Origin of the sequence: Mycobacterium sp. ACS4331, assembly GCF_001667265.1 — a bacterium.
Lineage (GTDB): Bacteria > Actinomycetota > Actinomycetes > Mycobacteriales > Mycobacteriaceae > Mycobacterium.
Window position 1 is genome coordinate 104,148 of sequence record NZ_LZHW01000010.1, and the last position, 12,029, is coordinate 116,176.

The following is a 12,029-nucleotide window of genomic DNA, read 5'->3' on the forward strand; positions in this document are numbered from 1 at the left end:
CTCCCTCGTGGGCGGGGCACCTCAGTCGGCGAGCGCGCGACCCACGATCAACGGATCGGCATGACCGACCACGTCGTAGTCCTTGTTGTCGTAGTCGAACTTACCGAGTACGTACCGCATGGCGTTGATCCGGGCGCGCTTCTTGTCATTGCTCTTGACCACGGTCCACGGCGCGATCTCGGTGTCGGTCCAGGCGAACATGTCCTCTTTGGCCGCGGTGTAGTCGTCCCACTTGTCCAGCGACGCCAGATCGGTCGGCGAGAGTTTCCACTGCCGGACCGGGTCCACCTGACGGATGGTGAACCGCGTGCGCTGCTCGGACTGCGTGACCGAGAACCACAGTTTGGTCAGGCTGATGCCGTCGTTGACCAGCATCTGCTCGAAAAGCGGTGCCTGCCGGATGAACTCCGCATGCTGCTTGGGCGTACAGAACCCCATCACCCGTTCGACTCCAGCCCGGTTGTACCAGGACCGGTCGAAGAGCACGATCTCCCCGGCCGCAGGCAGATGCTCGACGTAACGCTGGAAGTACCACTGAGTCCGCTCCTTCTCGGTGGGCTTCTCCAGTGCCACGACTCGCGCCCCGCGCGGGTTGAGATGCTCGGTGAACCGCTTGATCGTGCCGCCCTTGCCCGCCGCGTCACGGCCTTCGAACACGATGACGTGCCGATCTCCCTGACTCTGAGCATGCTTCTGCAGCTTGAGCAGTTCGATCTGGAGCAGACGCTTCTGCTCCTCGTAATCGGTGCGCTTCATCCGCTCGTCGTAGGGGTAGTTCTCCCGCCAGGTGTCGACAATCTCGCCACCCGGCTGCAGAAGCACCGGATCGTCGTCGTCATCGTCGCGGACGGTGTACCTGAGGCTGGGATCGACGTGCAGCACCGGCACACGGTAACGGCGCCTGGGCACGCGAGGTTGTCCAGAGGATGAACATCAAGTTTTTCTGTTGCTGAATGTGCGCTTCGGCGTCGTGCACCGGGACTGCGACGACGGTCGCCCCGCTCTGCTCAGGCCCTTCGACGACGCGCCGTAGTTCAACAGTGGCGTCACGCCGCTGCGACCAACGCCTGACCTTTGCAATCGCCGTGGAGGTCGCCGGACGAAATGCTCATGACCTCGCCCGCCCCTCACCCCGCGGCAATGACCGGCAATTGCGACATTCTCGAGACCGCGGCATTACACATGTCTGGTTTCGGGGCTCCGCCGCACGCGCGCCGGCCGTGTTCGTGAACCTCCAGCCCGCCGATGTCGACACGCCCAGGCCACCTACGAGCACCGCGAACCACTTCGCTGTCGGCGATGTCGCGCCGAGGAACCTCTGGTCGTCGCCCGGGATCCCCAGTAGCGTCCGCCGGCATGGACCCCCTTGGACATCTGACGGTGAGCACCGGAATGGTCGAAATCCTCTGTCACGAACTGCATATCGACTCGGCGCGGATTCACCGCCAGTCACGCCTGGTCAGCGATATGGGGCTCGACTGGATCGCGTTGGCAATCGTGGCGGTGGCGATCGAGGACAGGTGGGGCATCACACTGACCGAAGCGGAACTTCACTGCGTCGACACCATCGGCGAGCTCGATGACGCGCTCACGCAGAGGATCTCGACAAGCCGAGGGCGCCGATGAGCGTACTGATGCGACGGATGTCGGCGGCGATGACGTCCTCCGCGCATGATCTGTATGTGCTCGACTCCGACGGGGAAACCTGGCGCACCCATCCGTGGGGCGAGGTGCACTGCCGCGCAGAGAATTTCGCTGAGTCCGTCCACGACACCGGTGCGGCGGACGCCATCGCACTGGTGGGCGAGCCGACCGTGGAACTGCTCGCGGCGATATTCGGTGGATGGCTGGCCGGAGCCAGCGTGGCGCTGCTGCCCGGTCCGGTGCGCGGTGCCGACCCAGCCCAGTGGGCCACCGCAACCCTGCAGCGATGCCAGAACATCGGCGTATCAACGGTGTTCAGTCACGGGGAACGTCTGCGTGACCTGCGGGGTGTCGGCGCCGGGCCGGTGCACGACCTCAGTGCCGCAGCACCTCCTCGCCGGTCGACGTCACTGTCCCCGTCCGACACCCGTCGCCCCGCCATCCTGCAGGGCACCGCGGGTTCGACCGGAACACCCAAGACAGCGTGCCTGTCCGCGGAGGCCGTCCTGGCCAACCTCACGGGCATCACTGAGCGCATCGCGGTCAACCCGATCCGTGACGTCGGCTGTTCCTGGCTGCCGCTGTACCACGACATGGGTTTGACGTTCCTGCTCACGTGCGCGCTCTCGGGGTTGCCGATGTGGCAGGCGCCGACGTCGGCGTTCTCAGCGCTGCCGTTCCGCTGGCTCACCTGGCTTGGAACCAGTCACGCCACCCTGACCGCCGCGCCGAACTTCGCGTTCAGCGTGCTGGGCAGATACGCCAGCCGTCTTCCCGAAACCGACTTGAGCGCAGTTCGATTCGCGCTCAACGGGGGCGAGCCCGTCGACTGCGCCGGTATGCAGCGATTCGGCGACGCAATGTCCAGGTTCGGTTTTGAGGCCCGCTCGATGTGCCCGGCCTACGGCATGGCCGAGTCGACGTGCGCGGTGTCGATCACGCGCCCAGGCGACGGCCTGCAGTTCGACGAGGTCGACGTCGACGCGCCCCACGACGGGGGCCGGATGCGTCGGCACGCCATCCTGGGCCAACCCATTCCCGGCATCGAGGTGCGCATCCGCCCCGTCGACATCCCGGTGTCCGAGGCCGTGGGCCGCGATGTCGGCGAGGTCGAGATCCGCGGCGCGTCGATGATGGACGGCTACCTCGAATCACCACCGATTCACCGCGAGGACTGGTTCCGCACAGGCGATCTCGGGTATCTCACGCCCAACGGGCTCGTGGTGTGCGGACGCGTCAAGGAACTCATCCACATCGCGGGCCGCAATGTGTTCCCCAGTGAGATCGAGCGGATCGCCGGTCAGGTGCCGGGCGTGCGGGCCGGTGGCGTGGTGGCGGTCGGCACGGCCAACTCGTCGCGTCCGGGCCTGTTCATCGCCGCGGAGTTCCGGGGCGGCGACGAGGAGGAGACCCGAATCAACCTGGTGCGCAGGGTCGCTTCGGAGTGCGGCGTGCTGCCGGCCAAGGTGCTGTTCGTCGAACCCGGGACGCTGCCGCGAACGTCGTCGGGCAAGCTGCGCCGCCTCGAGGTGCAACGCACCTTGGCAGGTTGAGTTCAGTGCTAAAGGAGGCCGCGCACGTAGGCGGCCTGCCCCAGATGCTGGGCGCAGTCGTCGATGATGCTGACCAGGCGGGCTGATGCCGTGACCGGTGGGTCCCAGTTGCGGTCCACGATGCGGGCCAACTCCTCATCGGTCAGAGTCGTCACGTAGTCCAGCGTCATGGCGTGCACGGCGTGTTGGTAGCCCGCGAGCAGTTCGGCCACGACCACCACCTTGGCCACATCGTCGGCGGAGTGACCGTAGCCGGTGTCGTCGCGGGGCAGGTCGAGGCCGAAGCGGTCCACCCAGCCCTCGCTGGTCCACACCTGATCGACCCCGGCGATGTCGGCGACCTGCGCATCCTGAACCCGCGCGCTGTGCCAGATCAGCCACGCGATCGTGTTGGCGTCCGGGGTGGGCCGGTAGGTCGCCTGGGCCTCGGACAGGTCCTCGGTCAACTCGTCGACGTGTTCGATCAGGCGCGTGAAGAAGTCGCGGAGAAGTTCTTGAACTGCTTCGTTGGTGGCCATGCCTCGACGCTACGCCGGGCTACTGCGCGGGACCCCCGCCATGGAAAACGGCTTCGACATTGTTGCCGTCGGGATCGCGCACGAACGCCCCGTAGTAGTTCGGGTGGTATTCGGGCCACAGACGCGGTTCATGCAGCGGTTCGGCCCCGAGTGCGAGCGCGGTGCGGAAGAAGGTCTGCACGCTTTCGGGGCTGTCGGCGACGAACGCGATGTGCACCTCGCGATTGGACTGTCCCCTGGTCTCGCCCGCCGCGGCATCGGCGATCCAGAACGCGGGATGGCCGTCACGTCCGTAGCCGACGGCCACGCCGTGGTCAAGCTGGCGCGTGAAGCCCAGCACCCCCAGCACCTTGTCGTAGAACTCCTGCGACGCGGACCAGTCCGCACAGTTGATTCCCAGGTGATCGATCATGTCGCCACCGTACATTCGACGTATGACGTTCGATCTGATCATCCGAAACGGCACCATCGTCGACGGTGTCGGCAGTCCTCCGTTCGTCGGTGACGTTGCCGTTGCCGACGGCGTCATCGCCGCCGTCGGCACGGTCGATCAGGCAGGCGCCCGGGAGATCGACGCGACCGGTCTGCTGGTCACCCCCGGCTTCGTCGATCTGCACACGCATTACGACGGCCAGGCCATCTGGAGCGACCGGCTGACCCCGTCGTCGGCGCATGGCGTCACCACCGCGATCATGGGCAACTGCGGCGTCGGCTTCGCGCCGTGCCGCCCGTCCGACCACGACGTGCTCGTCGACGTGATGGCCGGCGTCGAGGACATCCCCGGTGTGGTGATGGTCGACGGCCTTCCGTGGACGTGGGAGACCTTCCCCGAGTTCCTCGACGCCGTGGCGTCGCGGCAGCGGGACATCGATGTGGCAGCCCTCCTGCCGCACTCGCCGCTGCGGGTGTATGTCATGGGCCAGCGCGGCGTCGACCGCGAACCCGCCACCCCTGAGGACCTTTCGCAGATGCGCAAGCTGGCCGCCGAGGCCGTCGAGGTCGGTGCGCTGGGCTTCGCGTCGTCGCGGTTCACGCTGCACAAGACCATCAGCGGCAAGCCGATCCCGAGTTACGACGCCGACCAGGCCGAGATCGAGGCGATCGCCCGCGGTGTCCGCGACGCCGGCGGCGGTCTGATCCAGTTCGTCCCCGACCTGGTGGCCGGCGACTACGAGCCGGTTCTGCAGACCGTCTTCGACGTCGCCACCGACGTCGGTCTGCCCGTCACGTTCACGCTGGCGATCGGCAACGCGGGCGAACCATACTTCCTCGACGCACTGACCATGGTCGAGAAGGCCAATGCAAACGGGGGTGACATCACCGCCCAGATCTTCCCGCGCCCCATCGGCCTGGTGCTGGGTCTGGAGCTGTCGGGCAACCCCTTCGTGCTGTACCCGTCCTATCAGGAGATCGCGCACCTGCCGCTGGCCGAGCGGGTCGCCCAGATGCGCAGACCCGAAGTGCGCCAACGCATTCTGGCCGACTCCCCCGGCGCCGGCCATCCGCTGATGTTCGCCGCACAGTTGTGGGACTGGATGTTCCCGCTGGGCGAGCAGCCGAACTACGAACCCGACCCGGCCGACAGCATCGGGGCCCGCGCCCGCGCCCGCGGCGTCAGCCCGCTCGAGGAGGCCTACGACCGGGTCCTCGACGACGAGGGCCACGCCATGCTGCTGGTGACGCTGGCCAACTTCCGCGACGGCTCTCTGGACACTGTGGCCGAACTGCTGCGCCGCGACGACGTCGTGCTGGGCCTGGGCGACGGCGGCGCGCACTACGGCATGATCTGCGACGCGTCGTTCCCGACGTATCTGCTGACCCACTGGGTGCGCGACCGCTCCCACGGCCGCATGTCGGTGGTCGACGCCGTCCGTGAACTCACCTCGGCGCCGGCCCGGGTGGCCGGGCTTGCCGATCGCGGCCGAATCGCCGTCGGCTACAAGGCCGATCTCAACGTCATCGACGCCGAGGCCCTGCGCCTGCATCGCCCCGTGGTCGTCAGCGACCTGCCCGCCGGTGGACGCCGGCTGGATCAGACCGCCGACGGCTACGTCGCGACCGTCGTCTCGGGACAGGTGATCGCCGAGCACGGCGTGCCCACCGAGGCGCGCCCGGGCCGTCTGGTGCGGGGCAGGCAGCCCGCGCCGGCTGCGTGACCCCTTCACGGCGCAGACGTATCCTCGGCTCATGAGCGTCAAGGTGGATGTGGACAAGCTGGCTGACACCCTGGCCGACTTTCCCTTCGGGTATCTGATCACCGTCGGTGACGACTTCCGCGCGCACACCGTGGCGGTCTCCCCCGTCCTGGTGGACGGGGCCCTCGACGTCGGGACGGTGGGCGACACCACCCGGCGCAACGCGGGGGCGCACACCGCCGTCACGGTGATCTGGCCACCCGCCGATGCCGGGGGCTACTCGTTGATCGTCGACGGGCAGGCCGAGGTCTCCGACACGGGGTTGCGGGTCGTGCCGGCCCGCGCCGTGCTGCACCGCCGTGCCGCCCCGCAGTCGGCGGCCGCGGCCAAAGGGCACCTGCATGACTGCCTGCCCGTCAGGGACTGAGTTCGGATCACGCTGCGCGTAACCCTGGCGATGATGCGCGGAGTTCGGCTTACTCGATCCACGTGTCTGTAACCACGACCGCGGTCGAACCCGACCCCTCCGCCCCCGTCTCCGCTCAGGCCCGCACCGCGCTGTGGGCCAGCCTGGTCGGGACGACCATCGAGTGGTACGACTTCTTCCTCTACGCCACGGCCGCGAGCCTGGTGTTCAACCACGCCTTCTTCCCGGATCAGTCGACGTTCGTCGGCACGATGCTGTCGTTCGCGACGTTCGCGGTGGGCTTCGTGGTGCGCCCGATCGGCGGCTTCGTGTTCGGCCACATCGGCGACCGGATCGGCCGCAAGAAGACGCTGGCCATGACGATGCTGCTGATGGGCGGTGCGACGGCCCTGATGGGTGTGCTGCCGACCGCGGCGCAGATCGGCGTGCTGGCACCCATCCTGCTGCTGCTGTTGCGCATCGTGCAGGGCTTCGCCCTCGGCGGCGAATGGGCCGGTGCGGTGCTGCTGGCCGTCGAGCACGGTCCCGCGCGGCGTCGCGGCCTGTTCGGCAGCATCCCGCAGGTGGGGCTGGCACTCGGATTGGCTTTGGGCACCGGCGTTTTCGCCCTGCTGCAGATCGCCCTGCCCGACGACGCGTTCCTGACCTACGGATGGCGGATCGCGTTCCTGTTCAGCATCGTGCTGGTGATCTTCGGCGTGGTGGTGCGGCTGAAGGCGACCGAGACGCCGTCCTTCGAGAAGGTGCGCGACACAGACGACCGGGCCGCCGTGCCTCTGCGTGAGGTGTTCCGGCCGCCGGCCCTGCGCTCCACGGTGCTCGGCATGCTGTCACGTTGGGGCGAGGGGGCGGCGTTCAACACCTGGGGCGTCTTCGCGATCGCCTACGCGACCAGCACGCTCAAGCTGGAGAAGGTCCCCGTCCTGATCGCCGTCACCGCCGCGGCCCTTCTGATGGCCGCGCTGCTGCCGGTGTCCGGTCTGCTGGCCGACAGGTTCAGCCCCAAGCGCGTCTACGTCGCGGGCATCGCGGCCTACGGGGTCGCGGTGTTCCCGGTGTTCGCGCTGTTCGGCACCAAGAACCTCTGGCTGTACGCGATCGGGATGCTGCTGGTCTTCGGCGTCATCCACGCGCTGTTCTACGGCGCCCAGGGCACGCTGTACGCGTCGCTGTTCCCGGCTCGTATCCGCTACACCGGGTTGTCGACGGTGTATCAGCTGTCGGGCGTGTTCGCCTCCGGGATCACGCCGATGATCCTGACGGCACTGATCGCCGCGGGCGGCGGTGCACCGTGGATCGCGTGCGGCTACCTGGTGGCGACGGCCGTGATCAGTGTGGCCGCGACGTTGGCGCTGCGGCCCAGGCCCCTGGCCGAGCTGTAATCAGACCGGGCAGGCGCCATGGCTGAAGTCCTGTGCGCTTTCGCAGGCCTTTCGACGAAGCCTGCCATTCCGCACAAAACGGGGCGATGGGAGCCCGCCAGCGGCCGCCGCCAAGCACCCAACCACAGAGAAAAGCCCCGGTGCGCCAAGCGCACCGGGGCTTTCCGCAAATAGAGCTGGACTCAGAAGTCCATGCCGCCCATGCCACCGGTCGGGTCGCCGACGGGAGCGGCGGCCTTCTCCGGCTTGTCAGCGACGACGGCCTCGGTGGTGAGGAACAGCGCCGCGATGGACGCCGCGTTCTGCAGCGCCGAGCGGGTGACCTTGACCGGGTCGGCGACGCCGGCCTTGAGCAGGTCCTCGTACTCGCCGGAGGCGGCGTTCAGGCCGCTGCCGGCGGGCAGGTTCGAGACCTTCTCGGCGACAACGCCGGGCTCGAGGCCCGCGTTGAAGGCGATCTGCTTCAGCGGAGCCGACAGCGCGACACGCACGATGTTGGCACCGGTGGCCTCGTCGCCGGTGAGCTTGAGCTCATCGAGCGCCGGAGCCGACTGCAGCAGAGCCACGCCGCCACCGGCGACGATGCCCTCCTCGACGGCGGCCTTGGCGTTGCGCACGGCATCTTCGATGCGGTGCTTGCGCTCCTTGAGCTCCACCTCGGTGGCAGCGCCGGCCTTGATCACCGCAACACCGCCGGCCAGCTTGGCCAGGCGCTCCTGCAGCTTCTCGCGGTCGTAGTCGGAGTCGCTGTTCTCGATCTCGGCACGGATCTGGGCCACGCGGCCGGCGATGGCGTCGGAGTCACCGGCGCCCTCGACGATGGTGGTCTCGTCCTTGGTGACGACGATCTTGCGGGCCTGGCCCAGCAGCGAGATGTCGGCGGTCTCGAGCGACAGACCGACCTCTTCGCTGACGACCTGACCACCGGTGAGGATGGCCATGTCCTGCAGCATCGCCTTGCGGCGGTCACCGAAGCCCGGAGCCTTGACGGCCACCGACTTGAAGGTGCCGCGGATCTTGTTGACCACCAGGGTCGACAGGGCTTCGCCCTCGACGTCCTCGGCGATGATCAGCAGCGGCTTGCCGGACTGGATGACCTTCTCCAGCAGCGGCAGCAGATCCTTGACGGTCGAGACCTTCGAGCTGACCAGAAGGATGTAGGGATCCTCCAGGACGGCTTCCTGACGCTCGGCGTCGGTCACGAAGTAGCCCGAGATGTAGCCCTTGTCGAAGCGCATACCCTCGGTGAGCTCCAGCTGCAGGCCGAAGGTGTTGGACTCCTCGACGGTGATGACACCCTCGTTGCCCACCTTGTCCATGGCCTCGGCGATCAGGTCGCCGATGGTCTGGTCGCCCGCGGAGATGCCGGCGGTGGCAGCGATCTGCTCCTTGGTCTCGACCTCCTTGGCCGAGGACAGCAGCGTCTCGGTCACCTTCTCCACGGCCTTCTCGATGCCGCGCTTCAGGCCGAGCGGGTTGGCGCCGGCCGCGACGTTGCGCAGACCTTCGCGAACCAGAGCCTGAGCCAGCACGGTGGCGGTCGTGGTGCCGTCGCCCGCGACGTCATCCGTCTTCTTGGCGACTTCCTTGACCAGCTCAGCGCCGATCTTCTCGTACGGGTCCTCGAGCTCGATCTCCTTGGCGATGGACACACCATCGTTGGTGATCGTGGGGGCGCCCCACTTCTTCTCCAGGACGACGTTGCGACCCTTGGGGCCCAGCGTCACCTTTACCGCGTCGGCGAGGCTGTTCAGGCCCCGCTCGAGGCCGCGACGGGCCTCTTCGTCGTACGCAATTGTCTTAGCCATTGCGAAGTGTTTCCTCCGGATTGGGGATGCACGTCTACTGGTCGGATCAGCGCCCGCGACGGACGGCTTGGGGTGTGCTCCGCAGTGCGGACCTTCGGCCTCGCCGCCCCGACCTAGCACTCACTGGTCGCGAGTGCCAACTGCATTCTTAGCACTCGAACCCTGCGAGTGCAAGGTTCTGCGCCGGGGGCGAAACGCGGCGAAAACACAGCCTTCCACGGCATCGCGACCACACCGGAGATCCCCGCCCGTTCGGTTCCCACCGGGGTTTGCCACAGCCCCACAAAGCAACCCCGCCGAGGGCCACGCCGGAGCACCAGAACACGTTTCAAAGCCTCGGACACCACCATCCGCGGGACGAATCGGCGCACGATTCAAGATTGGCCGATCTGCGCCAGGATCACCATCAAATCCCATGTCACGCATGATTTTGGCGGGATCGGCCCCCTTCCCCCTCCGCGCAGTGGAGGTAGTTTTTCGGCGATTCGACTTGTGATCTTGATCACGAATATTGTTAGCTTCCACACACTAAATGACGGATGCGTTACAAATCACAGCTAAGGGGGGATTGGTGTCGAACAGGAACACTTCGGCTCACGGGCGCGGTCGTGTGCACTCGATGGTCGGAACGGGATTGGCGAGCGTGGCATTGGCGGGGGCGGGCGTGATGCTGCTCCTGGGTCCGGATTCTCCGACGATGTTGTCGGTGACGGCGGACGTCCGGCTGGTCAACACCGAGGGCACCGCCGACGGTGCTGGCTCCGACCCCGGCTCCGGGGGAGCCGGTGCGGCCGGCGGAGCCTCCGAGGACACCACCACCGCCGGGAAGCCACGCCGACCGGGGCTCTCGCTCGACTCGCCGCGCGTTGTGCGCGAGAAGGTCCAGGAGCGCCTGCGTGAGCGTGCCGCCGAAGTCAAGAAGACCCTCGACGACGCCGCCCGGCGCGCCGGAGTCAAGCCCACCGACACCGATGATGACCGCGCCACGTCCGGCCCGCTGGGCCCCCTTTCGCTCCCGGAACTTCCGACGTTCGAGCGCGCGGGTGCGGCGAAGTCCGCCACGACGGCGGAGCCGACGAGACGCCCCTGGCGCGCACCGGCTGACGTGCTGTCCCCTGCCGCCGCACCGAGCGGAATCAAAGAGGTGGCCGCAGATGTGGCCGCCGCGCTGTCCAAACCCTCACCGGTGGACACACCACACGACATCGGCACCGCCGCTGACGCGAGCCGGTCCGGACTGCCCGGGCCCGTCCTGAGGCAGATCACCTCGTTGGACGCCCCTGAACCGGCATCGGCGCCGACGGCGCGAATCGTCGCCCCCATCAGCGGACTGCTCTCCGCAGTCACCCTCGGCACCACGCTGACCCCGCACGCGCCAACGGCGCCGGCGGATATGCCGGGCGTCTGGGCGCTGCTGGCCTGGGTCCGTCGTCAGTCGGCCTACATCGCCGACACCGACGACGCCGCACCTGCGGCACTCAGCGTCCCCACGTCGCTGGCGGTTCCCACGGCCAGTTCAGCGCTGCTCGATCCCACCCAGATCGTCAACTGGCTGATCTACCAGCCGATTCATGCCATCGGGCAGCAGTTCTGGATCGTCAGCCCGATCGGCTCGGGCATCGCGGGCCTGATCAACACCATCTCCGGGCAGTACCTGATCGGCAATGGCGCCGACGGCACCATCGACAACCCCGACGGCGGCGACGGTGGCCGCTGGTTCGGCGACGGCGGCGACGGCTATGACGGTGTCGCCGCCGGAGTGGCCGGCGGCAACGGCGGTGATGCCGGCTGGATCGGTGACGGCGGCCTCGGCGGAGCCGGCTGGGCCGGCCTCAACGGCGGCAACGGCGGCAACGGCGGGTCCTTCATGGGCATCGGCGGCCGCGGCGGTGACGGCGGCGCGGCCGCCGATGGCCAGACCGCGGGCTCGGGCGGTCACGGCGGCAACGCCAGCGGTTGGTTCTTCAGCGTGGGCGGCGACGGCGGCCGCGGCGGCCTCTGCATCATGCTCTTTGCGGAGCGGCAGGGGAGCCCGGTCCTGCACAACCTGGGGGTGCCCGGGCCGTCCCTGGAGGGGAAGGAGGTCCGCTTTGGCCTCTGGCAGTCCGGCCTCTTCAGCATGGCGACCACGGCGACCTCAACCGGCGCCGTCAACAACATGCACGACACCCTCACCCCGCTCGGCCTCTTCGTCACCCTGCTCAACATGATGCTGAACTCGATCTTTGGCGGCATCGGCGTTGGCCTGATGAACCTGGTGGCGATGGGGATGCTGACCGTCTTCCTGGTCGGGTTGATGGTCGGGCGGACCCCGGAGTTCCTGGGCAAGAAGTTAGAAGTACGGGAGATCTCGCTCCTGGCGCTGGTGGTCCTAGTTCATCCGGTGATCATCCTCCTGCCGACGGCGCTCGCCCTGGTGACGAAGGCCGGGACGGCGGGGCTCAGTCATACCGGCTTCCGCGGGATGACCCAGGCGCTCTACGAGTTCACCTCCGCGGCGGCGAACAACAGCTCCGCCATGGCGGGACTCTCCAGCAACACCCCCTTCTGGAACCTCCTCTG

10 protein-coding genes are annotated in these 12,029 nt (G+C 67.8%); 6 read left to right on the top strand and 4 right to left on the bottom strand.

Annotation, left to right across the window (positions count from 1 at the left end; genetic code table 11):
• Positions 1-21 precede the first annotated feature (21 nt).
• Entirely contained in the window at positions 22-882 is an 861-nt protein-coding gene (gene ppk2 / locus A5727_RS03195; protein ID WP_157521192.1) for a polyphosphate kinase 2, read from the bottom strand.
• Between the two features lie 417 nt (positions 883-1,299).
• On the opposite strand from ppk2, the gene A5727_RS03200 reads away from it, so the two are divergent.
• The gene (locus tag A5727_RS03200; RefSeq protein WP_286150014.1) at positions 1,300-1,626 is read left to right on the top strand and encodes an acyl carrier protein; all 327 of its coding nucleotides are present in this window, start codon (positions 1,300-1,302) and stop codon (positions 1,624-1,626) included.
• The gene (mbtM, locus tag A5727_RS03205; RefSeq protein ID WP_068244332.1) at positions 1,623-3,197 is read left to right on the top strand and encodes a long-chain-fatty acid--ACP ligase MbtM; all 1,575 of its coding nucleotides are present in this window, start codon (positions 1,623-1,625) and stop codon (positions 3,195-3,197) included. Before A5727_RS03200 ends, mbtM begins: the two co-directional genes overlap by 4 nt.
• Before the next feature lie 8 nt (positions 3,198-3,205).
• Here the strand turns inward: mbtM and A5727_RS03210 are convergent, their stop codons facing one another.
• Together A5727_RS03210 and A5727_RS03215 are read right to left on the bottom strand one after the other, a co-directional pair.
• A complete protein-coding gene (locus A5727_RS03210) occupies positions 3,206-3,715 on the bottom strand; it encodes a mycothiol transferase (RefSeq protein ID WP_068244335.1) in 510 nt (169 codons plus the stop codon).
• A gap of 19 nt (positions 3,716-3,734) precedes the next feature.
• Positions 3,735-4,127: a VOC family protein gene (locus tag A5727_RS03215; RefSeq protein ID WP_068244396.1), complete on the bottom strand. Its 393-nt coding sequence runs from the start codon at positions 4,125-4,127 to the stop codon at positions 3,735-3,737.
• A 22-nt stretch (positions 4,128-4,149) separates the two neighbouring features.
• Here A5727_RS03215 and A5727_RS03220 point away from each other — a divergent pair, with 22 nt between their 5' ends.
• From A5727_RS03220 to A5727_RS03230, 3 genes are all read left to right on the top strand, one after another.
• Entirely contained in the window at positions 4,150-5,871 is a 1,722-nt protein-coding gene (locus tag A5727_RS03220; protein WP_068244338.1) for an N-acyl-D-amino-acid deacylase family protein, read from the top strand.
• A 31-nt stretch (positions 5,872-5,902) separates the two neighbouring features.
• The gene (locus tag A5727_RS03225; protein WP_068244341.1) at positions 5,903-6,277 is read left to right on the top strand and encodes a hypothetical protein; all 375 of its coding nucleotides are present in this window, start codon (positions 5,903-5,905) and stop codon (positions 6,275-6,277) included.
• 62 nt (positions 6,278-6,339) lie between these two features.
• Positions 6,340-7,659 (top strand): MFS transporter, encoded by a 1,320-nt coding sequence (locus A5727_RS03230; protein WP_068244344.1) that lies wholly within the window; start codon positions 6,340-6,342, stop codon positions 7,657-7,659.
• Positions 7,660-7,841: 182 nt separating this feature from the next.
• Here A5727_RS03230 and groL read toward each other — a convergent pair whose 3' ends face one another.
• Positions 7,842-9,467, bottom strand: a complete 1,626-nt coding sequence (gene groL, locus A5727_RS03235) for a chaperonin GroEL (protein WP_068244347.1) — start codon at positions 9,465-9,467, stop codon at positions 7,842-7,844.
• A gap of 619 nt (positions 9,468-10,086) precedes the next feature.
• On the opposite strand from groL, the gene A5727_RS27775 reads away from it, so the two are divergent.
• The coding region (locus A5727_RS27775) for a potassium-transporting ATPase subunit KdpA (RefSeq protein ID WP_197507570.1) at positions 10,087-12,029 on the top strand (1,943 nt) is incomplete at its 3' end.